Below are 15,103 nucleotides of genomic sequence, written 5' to 3' on the forward strand. Positions count from 1 at the left end.
TGAAATAGTTCCTCACGATGTTCGACATCCCTAGACTCCCCATGGCGGGGGCAATACTCGGGGGACAACTCAGTGGGGCATGGAGTGCCTGAACTCGTACTGGAATTGAATGGCAGGACCTGGACGCTCGATCCGTCCAGGCCGTACACCCTCGGTCGTGATCCGGGGGGTGACGTCGTGCTCGACGACGCCAGGGTGTCCTGGCGTCACGCCACGATCAGCTGGGGCGGCCGCAGTTGGGTCATCGAGGACCACGGCTCGACCAACGGCACCTTCGTCCAGGGCCAGCGGATCCACCAGATGGAGATCGGGCCCGGATCGTCCGTCCACCTCGGCAACTCAACCGACGGGCCGCGCCTGAGCGTGCAGGGCAGTGCCCAGGCCGCCGCGGTCGCCTCGCCGCACCAGGCGCAGCAGCAGGCCGCCGGCCTCGCCCAGCAGCCACCGCCGCAGCAGCAGCCGCAGGGCGGTGCGCCCGGCTGGTCGCAGCAGGCGCCCCAGCAGGCGCAGCCGCCGCAGCAGCAACAGCAGCAGTGGCAGCAGCCGCCGGTGCAGAAGGTGCCGCAGCAGCAGGGACCCGGTGGAGTCGCGGGGGCGCCGCCGGTCTACGGCGACCGCAGCCCGACGACCTTCCACCAGCTGGCCCTCGGCCGCGTCATGCGCATCGGCCGTGCGCTGGAGAACGAGCTGGTCGTCTCCGACCTCCAGGTCTCGCGCCTGCACGCCGAGTTCCACGCGACGCCCGACGGCCGCTTCGAGATCCGCGACCTCGGTTCGCACAACGGCACGTACGTCAACGGCCAGCCGATCGCCAAGGGCGGCAGCGCGCTGCTCGGCCCGAACGACATCGTCGGCGTCGGCCACTCGACGTTCCGCCTCGTCGGCGACCGGCTCGAGGAGTTCGTCGACACCGGTGACGTCTCCTTCTCCGCGCGCCACCTGACGGTCACCGTCGACGGCGGCAAGCAGATCCTCAAGGACGTCTCCTTCGGCGTCCCGGAGAAGTCGCTGATCGCCGTCATCGGCCCGTCGGGCTCCGGCAAGTCGACGCTGCTCAAGGCACTGACCGGCTACCGGCCGGCCAACCAGGGCGACGTCCTCTACGACAACCGGAACCTGTACAAGCAGTTCGCCGAGCTGCGCCAGCGCATCGGTCTGGTCCCGCAGGACGACATCCTGCACAAGGAACTGACCGTCAAGAAGGCGCTCAAGTACGCGGCCAAGCTCCGCTTCCCCGCGGACACCAGCGAGCAGGAGCGCCAGCAGCGCATCGACGAGGTGCTGCGCGAGCTCAAGCTGGACATCCACAAGGAGAAGAAGGTCACCTCCCTCTCCGGTGGCCAGCGCAAGCGCGTGTCGGTGGCCCTGGAGCTGCTCACCAAGCCGTCGCTGATCTTCCTGGACGAGCCGACCTCCGGCCTCGACCCGGGCATGGACCGCGACGTCATGCAGCTCCTGCGCGGCCTGTCCGACGACGGCCGCACGGTCCTCGTCGTCACCCACTCGGTGGCCGAGCTCGCGATCTGCGACAAGCTCCTCGTGATGGCGCCGGGCGGCTCGGTGGCGTACTTCGGCCCGCCGGAGGAAGCGCTCAACTTCTTCGGCTACGAGACCTGGGCCGACGTCTTCTCGGCGTTCGAGAACTACCGCGACTACGACTGGGCGGGCCGCTGGAAGGGCTCGCAGCACTACCAGATGTACGCGGCCGACATCGACGCCGTCGCCCCGCAGTCCGTGCAGATGCCGCCGCCCGCGGCGGTCAAGCCGCCCAAGCCGCAGCCCTGGGGCGCGCAGCTGATCACGCTGATCCGCCGCTACGTGTCGGTGATCGCCTCCGACAAGGGCTTCATGGGCCTGATGGTGATCCTGCCCGCGGTGCTCGGCATCGTCTCGGTGGTCATCCCGGCCGACTTCGGCCTGGCGCCGCCCAAGCCGCCGTCCAAGTTCAACGGCGACGCGGGCACGATCATGCTGATCGTCGCGGTCGGCATGTGCTTCTCGGCCGCGGCCAACTCGGTCCGAGAACTGATCAAGGAACGGGTCATCTACGAGCGCGAACGGGCCACCGGCCTGTCCCGCTCCGCGTACCTGATGTCCAAGGTCATCGTCCTCGGCTTCATCACGGCCATCCAGGGCGTCATCATCTGCGCCATCGCCTTCACGCCGCGAGACCTTCCGAAGGAAGGTCTCCTGATGCCGCCGGCCGTCGAGCTGTGCATCTCGATCATCGCGCTCGGCTTCACGTCGATGATGTTCGGCCTGGTCATCTCCTCGCTGGTGAAGACCTCCGAGAAGACGATGCCGCTGCTGGTGATGTTCGCGATCGTCCAGGTCGTCTTCACCGGAGTCCTCTTCCAGATCTACGGTTCGATCGGCCTGGAGCAGTTCGCCTGGCTGATGCCGTCCCGCTGGGCGATCGGTGCCGCCGGCGCCACGCTGGACCTGGCGCACCTGATGCCGCCGTGGGACCCGAAGAAGCCGAACGACCTCGACCCGCTGTGGGAGCACTCGGTCGGCCAGTGGGGCATCAACATCGCGGTGCTGCTCGCCCTCGGCATCATCTGCGGCTTCGCGGTCGCGCGCCTGCTGCGCCGCCATGAGCCCGAGGTCATGCGCAAGTAGTCGTCACGCACGACAGAGACACGACGGAGAAGGGCGGCACCCGCGCGGGTGCCGCCCTTCTCCGTCGTGGGGGTCGGCGTGCTGAGGACCCTGAGGTCCCGGCAGAGAGTCTCAGTACGCGCTGTTCACGTTGTCGATCGAGCCGTACTTGTCGGCCGCGTAGTTCGCGGCGGCCGTGATGTTGGCGACCGGGTCGTAGATGTTCGTCGAGGTGCCGTCGACGTGGTACGCGTTGAACGTCGGCTGGATGACCTGGAGCAGGCCGATCGACGGGGTGCCGTTCTGGGCGTTGATGTCCCAGCCGTTCATGGCGTTCGGGTTGCCCGTGGACTCGCGCATGATGTTGCTGTAGAGCCCGTTGTACGTACCCGGGATGCCCTTGGACTTCATGATGTCCAGCGACTGCTTGATCCAGCCGTCCAGGTTGTTGGCGTAGACCGGCTTGCGGGCGGCGGCGCGGGAGGCGGCCTCCCTGGCCTCGCGCTCGCGCTTCGCCTTGGCGTCCGCCTCGGCCTTCGCCTTGGCCGCGGCATCGGCCTTCGCCCTGGCCTCGGCGTCGGCCTTCTTCTGCGCCTCTTCCTTCGCCTTGGCGTCCTGCTGGGCCTTCAGCTTGGCGGCGGCCTGCTTCGCCTTCTCGGACGCCGCGGCCTGCTGGCCGGTGACGCTGTCGTGCACGTCCTTGACCTGCTGCGTACCGGCAGCCGTCGGGAAGGCGACGGGGGCGGCGGAGACCGTCTCGGCCGACGCCTGCGTGTCATGACCCGGCACCAGCGTCACCGCGAGGGCGGCGGCACCGAGGGCGGCGACACCGGCCATCGAGAACTTGTGGGTGCGGGTCAGGCGACTATGGCCGGAAGGGGCGTGCTTGGACATGAGATGGGGACCTCTCGAAGTGTGTTTGGGGCACGAGCACCGCGGGTACAACCGTTCGGCGCTCAGCGACGAGGGCCATTCTTAGCGGGCGCAAAATTCCGTGGCAAAGGTGTGACGTACGAAGCCGGGTAGTGGACCGGGGGCATGCGAAAGGGGGCCAGGAGTCGGCTCTCGACTCCTGGCCCCCGCCCCGCCTCGGGACTTTGGTCCTTTACTTATCCACTAGGCACCTTCGTACGTGATGTGCGCCCTATGCGCGGCGTCACAGCGGGCACCCGCCGATCTCACCAATAGTTGCCAGTGCAACGCGCAGCGTGAGGCGCCTGCTCCGGAAGGATGAGATGGACGTCGCCGAACTCGTGCCACAGGTAGAGGCCCCGCAGCGCCTCCTCGTACGTACGGCTCACGGCCGCCCGCCCCGCCACCGCCTCCAGCATCAGCAGATGGGACGCCTCCGGCTCGTGCAGCCCGGTCAGCAGCCCGTCCACCACCCGCACCCCGCGCTCCGGCGTCACGACCAGCTCCGTCCAGCCGCGCGCCGCCCGCACCACCCCGTCGTCCCCGGCCGCCGACTCGACGGCCCGCACCGCCGTCGTGCCCACGGCGATCACCCGGCCGTCCCCGGCCCTGGCCGCGTTGATCAGCCGCGCCGACGCCTCCGGCACCTCGAACCGCTCCCCATAGGGCGGCTCGTGCGACTCCGCCGACGCGACCCCCGTGTGCAGCGTGATCGGCGCGAACTGCACACCCCGGCTCACCAGCTGCGCCACGATCCGCTCCGTGAAGGGCCGCGCCGCACTCGGCATCTCCGCACTGCCCGCCCCGTCGGCGTACGGCAGCGCGAACACCGTCTGATAGGCGGACAGCGGCTGGTCCCGCTCCGTGTACGCGTAGCGGATCGGCCGCCCGTGCGCCCGCAGCAGCGCGGGCACGTCCCCGGTCGCCCGCACCCACCACAGCCGCTCGTTCCCCGCCGCGACCGGCTCCTCGAAGACGAGGTGCACACAGCCGGGCAGCGACACCACCGAACCCGCGGGCCCGCCCGCGCGCGGGCGCGTGGTGCCCCGCCCGTCCGGAACCCGCAGCTCGACCGCCCACCGCCCGTCGTCGCCCCGCGTGGAGAAGTGCACGACCACGCGCGCGTGCCCGTCCGTCCCGTCCACGGCGGCCGCCAGCGTGGGGGAGGTGTTCACCACGAGCAGGTCCCCGGCCCGCAGCACCTCCGGCAGCTCGGGGAAGCGGTGGTGCGCCACCTCCGTGCCGCGCGACACCAGCAGCCGCACCGACGATCTGTCCCGGCCGGGACCCCGCTGCTCGGCGGGCACCCGCGCCGACAGCTCCTCCGGCACCCGCAGCGCGAGCGTCATCGCGCCTCCAGCAGAGAAGGCGCCGCGTACCGCCCGCTGGCCGGCCGCTCGTCGAGCAGCCGCAGGAACCCGGGCACGACGTCCTCGGGCCGTGGCACGCCGCTCAGATCCTCGTCCGGCTCGGCCGCCGCCAGCATCTTCGTCCGCATCCCGCCCGGATCCACCGCCCACACCCGCAGGCCGGACTCCTCCACCCCGAGCACGGCCGACAGCTGGTCGAGGGCCGCCTTCGTCGCCCCGTAACCGCCCCACGTGCGGTACGCCTCGGCCGCCGCGTCCGAACTCATGTTGATCACCGCCCCGTCGTGCGCCTCGCGCAGCAGCGGCAGCGCCTCCTGCAGCAGTCCGAGCGGCGCCACCACATTGACCTCCAGCGCCCTGCGGAACGCGTCGAGCCCGTGCTCGCCGAGCGTCACCAGCGGCTCCGCGCCCAGCACCCCCGCGTTGTTCACCAGCAGATCGAGACCGCCCAGCTCCCAGGCCGCCGCGATCAGCTCGACCCGGTGCCCGCCGTCCGTGACGTCACCCGGCACCGCCACGACCGCCCCGCCGTGCCTGCGCAACCCCGCCGCCACCTCCTCCAGCGGCCCGGGGGACCGCGCGTCGAGCACCAGATCCCAGCCCCGCTCGGCCAGCGCCGTGGCGAGCGCCCGCCCGAATCCCCGTGAGGCCCCCGTGATGATCGCTACTGTCATGACAACCGTCCCCTTGGTCCGCCATCTCTGCGTGTGCCTTCAACGTAGGAACGGTGGGGGCCCGGGCACCTCGTACGCGGGTCGCGACGCCCACGGGCCCTTCGGCCTAAGCCCAGGGCCCTAGGCGGGCGCCGCCACAGGACCGATACGCGCCGTCACACCCCGCCGGTACGGTGAGCTCATGAGTCAAGGTCCACGGACTGGTCTTGCGGCGGTCAGCGCCGCGCTGCTGGCCATGAGCAGGCACCTGGAGGTGCGCGACGTCCTCAAGACGATCGTCGCCTCCGCGCGCGAGCTGCTCGACGCCGAGTACGCGGCGCTCGGGGTGCCCGACGACCACGGCGGCTTCGCCCAGTTCGTCGTCGACGGCGTCAGCGACGAGCAGTGGAAGGCCATCGGCCCGCTGCCGCGCCAGCACGGCATCCTCGCCGCGATGCTGCGCGAGGCGAAGACCGAGCGCCTCGCCGACGTCCGCAAGGACCCCCGCTTCGAGGGCTGGCCGTCCGCCCACCCGGACATGTCCGACTTCCTGGGCCTGCCCATCAAGGACGGCGACGAGACGATCGGCGCGCTCTTCCTCGCGAACAAGAAGTGCCCCAAGCCGCAAGGCGGTTGCGGCTTCACGCAGGAGGACGAGGAGCTGCTCCAGATCCTCGCCCAGCACGCCGCGATCGCCCTGACGAACGCCCGGCTCTACGAGCGCAGCCGCGAGCTCACCATCGCCGAGGAGCGCTCCCGCCTCGCGCACGAACTGCACGACGCCGTCAGCCAGAAGCTCTTCTCGCTCCGCCTGACCGCGCAGGCGGCGGCGAAGCTCGTGGACCGCGATCCGGCCCGCGCCAAGGACGAGTTGCAGCACGTGGTCGCGCTCGCCGCGGAGGCCACCGACGAACTGCGCGCCGCCGTCGTGGAGTTGCGCCCCGCCGCACTGGACGAGGACGGCCTGGTCGCCACCCTCCGTACGCAGATCCAGGTGCTCGACCGGGCCCACGGCGCACGGGTCACGTTCTGCTGCGACGGCATCCGCGCCCTCCCCGCGGCCCAGGAGGAGGCGATGCTCCGCGTCGCCCAGGAGGCGCTGCACAACGCACTGCGGCACTCCGGGGCGCAGTGCGTCGACGTGACGCTCGACAAGCGGGGCGCGGGCGCCGTGCTCCGCGTCAGCGACGACGGCAAGGGCTTCGAGCCGAAGTCGATACGCCGCGCGGGACGCCACCTCGGCCTGGTCTCGATGCACGACCGGACGAGCGGCGTCGGCGGGCGGCTCGCAGTGGAATCGGAGCCCGGCAAGGGCACCACGATCGAGATGGAGGTCCCCGGTGGCTGACGCAATCAAGGTGTTGCTGGTCGACGACCACCAGGTCGTCCGCAGGGGACTGCGCACGTTCCTCGAGATCCAGGACGACATCGAGGTGGTCGGCGAGGCGGCCGACGGCGCCGAAGGGGTCGACCGCGCCGAGGAGTTGAAGCCCGACGTCGTCCTGATGGACGTCAAGATGCCGGGCATGGACGGCGTGGAGGCACTGCGCAAGCTCCGCGAGCTGGACAATCCGGCGCGGGTGCTGATCGTCACCAGCTTCACGGAGCAGCGCACCGTCGTCCCGGCCCTGCGCGCCGGCGCCGCCGGGTACGTCTACAAGGACGTGGACCCCGACGCACTGGCCGGCGCCATCCGGTCCGTGCACGCCGGCCACATCCTGCTCCAGCCCGAGGTGGCCGGCGCCCTGCTCTCCCAGGAGCAGGCGAACAACGGGCAGGGGAGAGGCAGTTCGCTCACCGAGCGGGAGCGCGAGGTGCTCGGCCTGATCGCGGACGGCCGCTCGAACCGGGAGATCGCCCGCGCCCTCGTCCTCTCCGAGAAGACGGTGAAGACCCACGTGTCGAACATCCTCATGAAGCTCGACCTGGCGGACCGCACCCAGGCCGCCCTGTGGGCCGTCCGGCACGGGGTCACCGGCTGACCCCCACGCCCTCGTCCGGGCGACCGTGCTCCGGCGCACTACTGCACGGCGCCGTGGACGGTTCCGCTCCGTTGTGAGATTCATACTGTCGTGTAGATGTCCACCGTCCGGCGTACCCCGCCGGGCCCTCCGGCGTTCTCCAGTGCATGCTGCGGCGGCTGGCCGCGGCAACCGCAAGGAGGAGCTAGAAGTGAAGAACCTGAAGAAGGCCGCGGCTGTCACCCTCGTCGCCGGCGGCCTGGTCGCCGCCGGTGCCGGTCTCGCCTCCGCCACTGACGGTGCGCACGCCGACGGCAAGGCCTCGAAGTCGCCGGGCGTCGGCTCGGGCAACCTCATCCAGGCCCCGATCCACATCCCGGTCAACGCCGTGGGCAACACCGCCAACGTCATCGGCGTGCTGAACCCGGCCTTCGGCAACGGCGGCTTCAACGGCTGATCACGGCCGATCACGACCGGTCGCTGCTGATCGCGACGGGTCACGGCTGACTCGAACTCAGGGTCCACAGGACCACCGGCCCCCCGGGTAATCCCCCGGGGGGCCGGTCCGTTCTCCGCCCCGACCGGGCGACACCGCCGTCCCTCACGGCTGTTCGACCTCAACTCCCGCAGGGGAACGCCGCTTCGACCCGTTCGTCGGCCGATTGATCCAATCGAGGGCAAGCCGCGCCCACCCCGTGTCGTCCGACCGGCCCACGCGTTGCTCAGCGTGCGACCCCGTGGCTGGGTCGCACCGCTACTTCTGGAGGAACACTTCCCATGAGCATTGCCAAGAAGGCCGCCCTGACCCTCGCCGTCGCGGGCCTCGCCGCCGGCGCGTCCGCCGGTGCCGCCTTCGCCGACTCCGAGGCGGAGGGCGCGGCCACCCAGTCCCCGGGCGTCGCCTCCGGCAACCAGGCCCAGGTCCCGGTCCACGTCCCGGTGAACGCCTCGGGCAACTCGGTCAACGTGATCGGCGTCCTGAACCCCGCCTTCGGCAACATGGCGTCGAACCTCTGACGCTCCCTGCCGCACAGGCACAGAAGGCCCCTCACGGACCAGGTCCGCGAGGGGCCTTCTCGCACGACGAGGGCGTGCCGCAGCGCGCCCCGAACCTCAGCCCCGCTCCCGCTCCTCCACGAAGGAGTTGTACGCGGCCACCTGAGCCCGCCGCGCCGTCCGCTCGACGGGCCGCAACGCGACGGCCCGAGCCCCCATCTCCGAAGCGCTCACCGCCCCGCCGTGCCCGCTCTCGTACGCCACGGAGACGAGCAGCCCCACCCGCTGCGCCAGCTCGAGCACCCGCACGGCCCGCGCCGGATACCCGGGAGCCAGCACCTCACGGCCCCGGTCGGCCCGGGCCCGGTACGCGTCGATCGCGGCCTCCGCCACCGGCCCCGAACCGGCCACGTCCAGCTTCGTCAGCACGTTCGTGGCGTCCCGCAGCGCCTCCGCCAGCTCCCGCTCCGCCTCGCCGAGGGACGGCACGTCCGCCGGCGGAGCCTCCCGCACGGGCAGGCAGTGCCAGACGACCTCGACGTGGACGTCGCCGTCCGGCCCGGCCTCGTACACCTCGGGCACCAGCCCGAGCGCCACCCCGTGGCAGACGACGGCCTCCTCGGCGTCCAGGGCCCGCGCGTTGAACTCGGGAGGTCCGCTGAGTCCCAGCGGATGTCCCGGCGCGGGCAGCGCCACCCGCAGCCCGCTCGCCCCGAGCGCCCGCAGCCGCCCGAGCGCCAGCGTCAGCCCGACCGGGGCGGACTCCCCGGGGAGTCCTTCGACACGGTGCACCGCGTCCTCACCCACAATGGCGAGCACCGCGTCATCAGGTGCGACAAAACCGCCCAACAGGGCATTTCCCCATGCGGCCAGACGTCCAGAGCGTGGTTCCGAGAGCATGCGCCCCACCTTAGAAGCCCCGGGCGAGGTCAAAAGCCCGGCCGATGGAATGGACCACCGGGCCAGTGGCGTAGGTTTGCCTGGGGGCGGCGTCCGGTTACGAACAAACCGAACACGGCACGGACGCACGAGACAGCCGAGACTGCAATGGGAGACAACGCGCTCATGAGCGATGTACTGGAGCTGGAGGACGTATCCGTGGTCCGCGAGGGCCGGGCTCTGGTGGACCAGGTCTCCTGGTCGGTGAAGGAGGGGGAGCGCTGGGTCATCCTCGGACCGAACGGCGCCGGCAAGACCACCCTCCTCAACGTCGCCTCGAGCTACGTGTTCCCGAGCCAGGGCACCGCCACGATCCTCGGCGAGACCCTCGGCAAGCCCGGCACGGACGTCTTCGAGCTGCGCCCGCGCATCGGCGTCGCCGGCATCGCGCTCGCCGAGAAGCTGCCCAAGCGCCAGACCGTCCTGCAGACCGTGCTCACGGCCGCGTACGGCATGACGGCCGGCTGGCAGGAGGAGTACGAGGACGTCGACGAGCAGCGCGCCCGCGCCTTCCTCGACCGCCTCGGCATGAGCGAGTACCTGGACCGCAAGTTCGGCACCCTCTCCGAGGGCGAGCGCAAGCGCACCCTGATCGCCCGCGCCCTGATGACCGACCCCGAGCTGCTGCTCCTCGACGAGCCCGCCGCGGGTCTCGACCTCGGCGGCCGCGAGGACCTCGTGCGCCGCCTCGGCCGCCTCGCCCGCGACCCGATCGCCCCGTCGATGATCATGGTGACGCACCACGTCGAGGAGATCGCCCCCGGCTTCACGCACGTCCTCATGATCCGTCAGGGCAAGGTCCTGGCCGCCGGCCCGCTGGAGCTGGAACTCACCTCCCGCAACCTCTCCCGTTGCTTCGGCCTCCCCCTGGTCGTCGAGCAGAAGGGCGAGCGCTGGACCGCCACGGGTCTGCCCCTGAGCTGACGGCCCCGCGCAGCCGTGCGGGCCGGTCGTCCCCTGTCCGCACGGCCACCAGCGGATCTACCATGACCATGTGGCAGACATCGACGCATGGGTGTGGTGGCTGATCGGAGCGGCCGCGCTCGGTATTCCCTTGGTCATCACCGCCATGCCCGAGTTGGGCATGCTGTCCGTCGGCGCGGTCGCCGGCGCCGTGACAGCAGGACTCGGCGGCGGTGCCGTTCTCCAGGTCGTGGTCTTCGCCGCGGTGTCGTGCGCGCTGATCGCCGTCGTACGCCCCATCGCCAAGCGGCAGCGCACGGAACCGCCCCAACTGGCCACGGGCGTGGACGCCCTGAAGGGCAAGCAGGCCGTCGTCGTCGAGCAGGTCGACGGCAGCAGCGGCCGCATCAAACTGGCCGGTGAGATCTGGTCCGCCCGCGCCCTCGACGCCGACGCGACGTTCGAACCGGGCCGCCAGGTCGACGTGGTCGACATCGAGGGGGCCACCGCCATCGTCATCTGACCCGAACTCGCCACGCCACCAGGGTGGTTCTGACAAACTCGACGAGCAAGATCTCATGATCTTCCGGTACGACGAATACGGCGAAGCCGGAACGACGACGGTACGAAGGGCACAGGAGACGCGATGTCAGCGATCATCATCGTCCTGATCATTCTGGTGGTGTTGGTCTTCATCGCCCTGATCAAGACCATCCAGGTCATCCCGCAGGCCAGCGCCGCCATCGTGGAACGCTTCGGCCGCTACACCCGCACGCTGAACGCCGGCCTGAACATCGTCGTCCCGTTCATCGACTCCATCCGCAACCGCATCGACCTGCGCGAGCAGGTCGTGCCGTTCCCGCCGCAGCCGGTGATCACCCAGGACAACCTGGTCGTCAACATCGACACCGTCATCTACTACCAGGTGACCGACGCCCGCGCCGCGACCTACGAGGTGGCCAGTTACATCCAGGCCATCGAGCAGCTGACGGTCACCACCCTCCGCAACATCATCGGTGGCATGGACCTGGAGCGGACCCTGACCTCCCGCGAGGAGATCAACGCGGCACTGCGCGGCGTCCTCGACGAGGCGACGGGCAAGTGGGGCATCCGCGTCAACCGCGTCGAGCTCAAGGCGATCGAACCGCCCACCTCCATCCAGGACTCGATGGAGAAGCAGATGCGCGCCGACCGTGACAAGCGCGCCGCGATCCTCACCGCCGAAGGCATCCGCCAGTCCCAGATCCTCACGGCGGAGGGCGAGAAGCAGTCGGCGATCCTCCGCGCGGAGGGCGAGGCGAAGGCCGCGGCCCTGCGCGCCGAGGGCGAGGCGCAGGCCATCCGCACGGTCTTCGAGTCCATCCACGCGGGCGACCCGGACCAGAAGCTGCTCTCGTACCAGTACCTCCAGATGCTCCCGAAGATCGCCGAGGGCGACGCCAACAAGCTGTGGATCGTCCCCAGCGAGATCGGCGACGCACTCAAGGGCCTGTCCGGCGCGATCGGCAACTTCGGCCCGATGGCGGGCGGTTCGGCCCCGTCGGCCCCGAAGGAGCGCAGGGAACAGCCGCCGATCGACTGACGACACGACGGACGACGACACGAAGGGGCCCGCCGACCATCAGGTCGGCGGGCCCCTTCGTGCACGCGGCGCCTACGCTGCGACGCCCTGCCCCAGCCAGTCCGGCAGGGCCTCACGTCCGTCCGTGCGCAGCGACAGCAGCATGGCGTCGGCCGGCGTCGGCTCGAAGGGCTCCCGCAGCAGCGGCATCCCGGCCTGCTCCGGCGTCCGGTCCGCCTTGCGGTGATTGTCCTCGGCGCAGGACGCCACCGTGTTCAGCCAGGAGTCCGCACCGCCCTGGGACCGCGGCACGACGTGGTCCACGGTCGTCGCCCGCCGGCCGCAGTACGCGCACCGGTGCTGGTCCCGCACGAGCACACCCCGCCTGGACCACGGCGCGCGTCTTCGGAACGGCACCCGTACGTACCTGCACAGCCTGATCACCCGCGGCACCGGTATGTCGAGCGCGGCACCGCGCATCCGCAGCTCGGGGTGGGCCTGCTCGACGACGGCCTTGTCCTGCAGCACCAGCACGACCGCTCGGTTCAACGTCACCGTCGAGAGCGGTTCGAAGCTCGCGTTCAGCACCAGCGTGTCCCGCATCCTGCCCACCTCCCGTACGCACCGGATCACCCCTCGGCGTCCGTGCGTCAACTCTGGCCGTGCACGCCGAGATGGACAACGCAATAAAAACTGCCCGCCTCTGATCACTTCCAAGACCAGAGGCGGGCAAACGTTCCGTGAACGCTTCGGTGAACGCTAACTCTCCGCGGGCGCCGCGTACTCGGCGACGACCTGGGCGCGCGCCAGCGCGTGGAACCGCAGATTGAAACCGACGAACGCGGGCGAACCGTCGGAATCCGGACCCAACTTCTCCTGGTCCACGGCGTACACGGTGAAGACGTAACGGTGCGGGTGGTCCCCGGGCGGCGGCGCGGCCCCACCGAAGTCCTTGCTCCCGTAGTCGTTGCGCACCTGCACGGCGCCTTCGGGAAGTCCCTCGAACGTGCCGCTGCCCGCGCCCACCGGCAGCTCGGTCACCGAGACCGGGATGTCGATCACGGACCAGTGCCAGAATCCGCTCCCGGTCGGCGCGTCCGGATCGAAGCACGACACGGCGAAGCTCTTGGTCTCCGGCGGGAAGCCCTCCCACCGCAGGTGCGGCGACGTGTTCCCGGCCGCGTAGACCTGGTCGTCCTTGAGCACCCCACCCGCTTCGAAGTCATCGCTCACGACCGTGAACGACGGCACCTGTGGGTGAAAAGCATGCGGCAGCGGAGCCCGCTCGGGCTGCTCGGTCACAACGAACCTCCTGGATCTACGGAACCCTGGTCCCACAGAGTCTGCCGACCCTGCTTCCGAAACCCTAGAACCCCGAGCCCCTAGAACCAGTTCTTCTTGCTGCCGACCTCGGACAGCCACTGGTGCAGGTACGCGGACCAGTCCGTGCCCTGGAAGTCGTGGTGCCCGACGACGAACGACCGGAAGGTGTCGCTGCCCTCGCTGAACAGCCCCGGCTTCTTGTCCATCTCCAGTACGACGTCCATCTCCCGGTCGTCGGCGACGAAGCTCAGCTCGACCTGGTTCAGCCCCCGGTACTGCTGCGGCGGGAAGAACTCGATCTCCTGGTAGAACGGCAGCTTCTGCCGCGTACCGCGGATGTGCCCCCGCTCCATGTCCGCACTCTTGAACCGGAACCCGAGCCCGATGAAGGCGTCGAGGATGGCCTGCTGCGACGGCAGCGGGTGCACGTTGATCGGGTCGAGGTCACCGGAGTCGACGGCCCGGGCGATCTCCAGCTCCGTGGTCACCCCGATGTTCATCCCGCGCAGCGCCTGCCCGTCGATCATCGTGACCGGCGTCTCCCACGGGATCTCCAGCCCGAACGGGACCGCGTGCACGGCGTTGGCCTTCAGCTCGAAGGCGCCGCCGAGCCGCACCTTCGTGAACTCGATGTCCTGCTTGGTCTCCTGGTCCGCACCCTCGACCTCGACCCGTGCCTGGAGCCCCACGGACAGCCCCTCGATGTCCTGGTCCACGGATCCGCCCTGGATCCGCACCTCGCCCTGCACGACACCACCGGGCACGACATTGACCTCGGTGAGCACGGTCTCCACGGACGCCCCGCCCGCACCCAGACTCGCCAACAGCCGCTTGAACCCCATGACTAGATCTCCTCCGTACGAGAACCGCGATCCCGCGATGCCGGTCACGACCACTACTGACTGTCTTCTACTACTGCTGTTACTGCTGACTACAAACGCGGTGGGCCCGCGCCCGGTTCCGCATCCCACCCTGCCGGTTCCACTACCCTCGGAGGGCATGATCGCGGCCCCTGACCGTACGCCCATCGCCCGGGAGTTCTTCGACCGCCCTGTACTGGAGGTCGCTCCGGACCTCCTGGGCCGCACCCTGGTACGTGCCACACCGGACGGTCCGATCGAACTCCGCCTCACGGAGGTGGAGGCGTACGACGGTCCGAACGACCCCGGCTCGCACGCCTACAGAGGCCGCACCGCCCGCAACAGCGTGATGTTCGGTCCGCCGGGCCACGTGTACGTCTACTTCACCTACGGCATGTGGCACTGCATGAACCTGGTGTGCGGCGACCCGGGCACGGCGAGCGCGGTCCTCCTGCGCGCCGGCGAGATCACCGAAGGCGCCGAGCTCGCCCGCAAGCGTCGACTGTCGGCCCGCCATGACAAGGAACTGGCCAAAGGCCCTGCGCGCCTGGCCACGGCCCTGGACGTGGACCGTTCCCTCGACGGCACGGACGCCTGCGCCGCCACCGACTCCCCTCTGACGCTCCTGCACGGCACGCCCGTTCCCGCCGACCAGGTACGCAACGGCCCACGCACCGGTGTGTCCGGCGAAGGGGGAGTCCACCCCTGGCGCTTCTGGATCGCCAACGACCCGACGGTGAGCCCTTATCGGGCCCACACCCCGCGCCGCCGCCGAACTTGACGCGGCCTTGCGGGATCCGTAATGTAGCCCGAGCCGCTTGACCCGGGTACGGCGTTCAGCCTGCAGCCGGAAGCGGCCAAACCACTACCAACGAACGATCTCCCTCGACGGAGTCTTTTCGGCGTGCCCGCATGCCGGAATTCGAACTCGCGAAACTCGATTATGAGTTGCCAGGGAAATCCGCTAACGTAGTGGACACGCCGAAAGGCAAAGGCCCTCCAACGGCCACCGGAAATGAAATCT

Annotated in this window: 16 protein-coding genes; 9 read left to right on the top strand and 7 right to left on the bottom strand. The window is 70.1% G+C overall.

The features are described 5' to 3' along the window. Nucleotides 1-84 precede the first annotated feature (84 nt). On the top strand, nt 85-2,622 hold the full coding sequence (locus RBJ77_RS27550) for an FHA domain-containing protein (RefSeq protein WP_372347496.1): 2,538 nt from the start codon (nt 85-87) through the stop codon (nt 2,620-2,622). A 111-nt stretch (nt 2,623-2,733) separates the two neighbouring features. Here the strand turns inward: RBJ77_RS27550 and RBJ77_RS27555 are convergent, their stop codons facing one another. The 3 genes from RBJ77_RS27555 to RBJ77_RS27565 all read right to left on the bottom strand — a co-directional run bounded on the left by RBJ77_RS27555 (nt 2,734) and on the right by RBJ77_RS27565 (nt 5,557). Next, nucleotides 2,734-3,495, bottom strand: a complete 762-nt coding sequence (locus RBJ77_RS27555; protein ID WP_372347497.1) for a transglycosylase SLT domain-containing protein — start codon at nt 3,493-3,495, stop codon at nt 2,734-2,736. Nucleotides 3,496-3,779: 284 nt separating this feature from the next. Further along, on the bottom strand, nt 3,780-4,862 hold the full coding sequence (locus RBJ77_RS27560; RefSeq protein ID WP_372347498.1) for an S-adenosylmethionine:tRNA ribosyltransferase-isomerase: 1,083 nt from the start codon (nt 4,860-4,862) through the stop codon (nt 3,780-3,782). Beyond that, nucleotides 4,859-5,557 (bottom strand): SDR family NAD(P)-dependent oxidoreductase, encoded by a 699-nt coding sequence (locus RBJ77_RS27565; protein WP_372347499.1) that lies wholly within the window; start codon nt 5,555-5,557, stop codon nt 4,859-4,861. Before RBJ77_RS27565 ends, RBJ77_RS27560 begins: the two co-directional genes overlap by 4 nt. A gap of 181 nt (nt 5,558-5,738) precedes the next feature. On the opposite strand from RBJ77_RS27565, the gene RBJ77_RS27570 reads away from it, so the two are divergent. The 4 genes from RBJ77_RS27570 to RBJ77_RS27585 all read left to right on the top strand — a co-directional run bounded on the left by RBJ77_RS27570 (nt 5,739) and on the right by RBJ77_RS27585 (nt 8,514). Beyond that, nucleotides 5,739-6,884, top strand: coding sequence for a GAF domain-containing sensor histidine kinase (locus tag RBJ77_RS27570; RefSeq protein WP_372347500.1), 1,146 nt, complete (start codon nt 5,739-5,741; stop codon nt 6,882-6,884). Continuing rightward, nucleotides 6,877-7,518 (top strand): response regulator, encoded by a 642-nt coding sequence (locus RBJ77_RS27575; RefSeq protein ID WP_372347501.1) that lies wholly within the window; start codon nt 6,877-6,879, stop codon nt 7,516-7,518. Before RBJ77_RS27570 ends, RBJ77_RS27575 begins: the two co-directional genes overlap by 8 nt. A gap of 190 nt (nt 7,519-7,708) precedes the next feature. After that, nucleotides 7,709-7,954 (top strand): chaplin, encoded by a 246-nt coding sequence (locus RBJ77_RS27580; protein ID WP_255980487.1) that lies wholly within the window; start codon nt 7,709-7,711, stop codon nt 7,952-7,954. A 320-nt stretch (nt 7,955-8,274) separates the two neighbouring features. After that, entirely contained in the window at nt 8,275-8,514 is a 240-nt protein-coding gene (locus tag RBJ77_RS27585; RefSeq protein ID WP_372347502.1) for a chaplin, read from the top strand. A 96-nt stretch (nt 8,515-8,610) separates the two neighbouring features. Here the strand turns inward: RBJ77_RS27585 and RBJ77_RS27590 are convergent, their stop codons facing one another. Then, nucleotides 8,611-9,393 carry a hypothetical protein gene (locus RBJ77_RS27590; protein ID WP_372347503.1) on the bottom strand — a complete coding sequence of 261 codons (783 nt, stop codon included), beginning with the start codon at nt 9,391-9,393 and terminating at the stop codon, nt 8,611-8,613. A 165-nt stretch (nt 9,394-9,558) separates the two neighbouring features. Here RBJ77_RS27590 and RBJ77_RS27595 point away from each other — a divergent pair, with 165 nt between their 5' ends. From RBJ77_RS27595 to RBJ77_RS27605, 3 genes are all read left to right on the top strand, one after another. Beyond that, on the top strand, nt 9,559-10,356 hold the full coding sequence (locus RBJ77_RS27595) for an ABC transporter ATP-binding protein (RefSeq protein WP_255980482.1): 798 nt from the start codon (nt 9,559-9,561) through the stop codon (nt 10,354-10,356). Between the two features lie 70 nt (nt 10,357-10,426). Beyond that, on the top strand, nt 10,427-10,858 hold the full coding sequence (locus RBJ77_RS27600) for an NfeD family protein (RefSeq protein ID WP_255980480.1): 432 nt from the start codon (nt 10,427-10,429) through the stop codon (nt 10,856-10,858). A gap of 123 nt (nt 10,859-10,981) precedes the next feature. Next, a complete protein-coding gene (locus RBJ77_RS27605) occupies nt 10,982-11,917 on the top strand; it encodes an SPFH domain-containing protein (RefSeq protein ID WP_372347504.1) in 936 nt (311 codons plus the stop codon). Between the two features lie 72 nt (nt 11,918-11,989). Here RBJ77_RS27605 and RBJ77_RS27610 read toward each other — a convergent pair whose 3' ends face one another. From RBJ77_RS27610 to RBJ77_RS27620, 3 genes are all read right to left on the bottom strand, one after another. Next, nucleotides 11,990-12,499, bottom strand: coding sequence for an HNH endonuclease (locus RBJ77_RS27610; protein ID WP_255980476.1), 510 nt, complete (start codon nt 12,497-12,499; stop codon nt 11,990-11,992). A 156-nt stretch (nt 12,500-12,655) separates the two neighbouring features. Then, a complete protein-coding gene (locus tag RBJ77_RS27615; RefSeq protein WP_255980474.1) occupies nt 12,656-13,198 on the bottom strand; it encodes a YbhB/YbcL family Raf kinase inhibitor-like protein in 543 nt (180 codons plus the stop codon). An 80-nt stretch (nt 13,199-13,278) separates the two neighbouring features. Then, nucleotides 13,279-14,061 (bottom strand): sporulation protein, encoded by a 783-nt coding sequence (locus RBJ77_RS27620; RefSeq protein ID WP_372347505.1) that lies wholly within the window; start codon nt 14,059-14,061, stop codon nt 13,279-13,281. 157 nt (nt 14,062-14,218) lie between these two features. Here RBJ77_RS27620 and RBJ77_RS27625 point away from each other — a divergent pair, with 157 nt between their 5' ends. Then, nucleotides 14,219-14,860, top strand: coding sequence for a DNA-3-methyladenine glycosylase (locus RBJ77_RS27625; protein ID WP_372347506.1), 642 nt, complete (start codon nt 14,219-14,221; stop codon nt 14,858-14,860). Nucleotides 14,861-15,103 lie beyond the last annotated feature (243 nt).

Source organism: Streptomyces sp. KL116D (genome assembly GCF_030766975.1).
Taxonomy (GTDB): Bacteria; Actinomycetota; Actinomycetes; order Streptomycetales; family Streptomycetaceae; genus Streptomyces; species Streptomyces longispororuber_A.

Bases quoted from the DNA above. Each gene is read 5' to 3' on its own strand.
- RBJ77_RS27555 (WP_372347497.1), bottom strand. From the start codon at position 3,495: ATGTCCAAGCACGCCCCTTCCGGCCATAGTCGCCTGACCCGCACCCAC.
- RBJ77_RS27560 (WP_372347498.1), bottom strand. From the start codon at position 4,862: ATGACGCTCGCGCTGCGGGTGCCGGAGGAGCTGTCGGCGCGGGTGCCC.
- RBJ77_RS27565 (WP_372347499.1), bottom strand. From the start codon at position 5,557: ATGACAGTAGCGATCATCACGGGGGCCTCACGGGGATTCGGGCGGGCG.
- RBJ77_RS27570 (WP_372347500.1), top strand. From the start codon at position 5,739: ATGAGTCAAGGTCCACGGACTGGTCTTGCGGCGGTCAGCGCCGCGCTG.
- RBJ77_RS27585 (WP_372347502.1), top strand. From the start codon at position 8,275: ATGAGCATTGCCAAGAAGGCCGCCCTGACCCTCGCCGTCGCGGGCCTC.
- RBJ77_RS27590 (WP_372347503.1), bottom strand. From the start codon at position 9,393: ATGCTCTCGGAACCACGCTCTGGACGTCTGGCCGCATGGGGAAATGCC.
- RBJ77_RS27595 (WP_255980482.1), top strand. From the start codon at position 9,559: ATGAGCGATGTACTGGAGCTGGAGGACGTATCCGTGGTCCGCGAGGGC.
- RBJ77_RS27605 (WP_372347504.1), top strand. From the start codon at position 10,982: ATGTCAGCGATCATCATCGTCCTGATCATTCTGGTGGTGTTGGTCTTC.
- RBJ77_RS27610 (WP_255980476.1), bottom strand. From the start codon at position 12,499: ATGCGGGACACGCTGGTGCTGAACGCGAGCTTCGAACCGCTCTCGACG.
- RBJ77_RS27620 (WP_372347505.1), bottom strand. From the start codon at position 14,061: ATGGGGTTCAAGCGGCTGTTGGCGAGTCTGGGTGCGGGCGGGGCGTCC.
- RBJ77_RS27625 (WP_372347506.1), top strand. From the start codon at position 14,219: ATGATCGCGGCCCCTGACCGTACGCCCATCGCCCGGGAGTTCTTCGAC.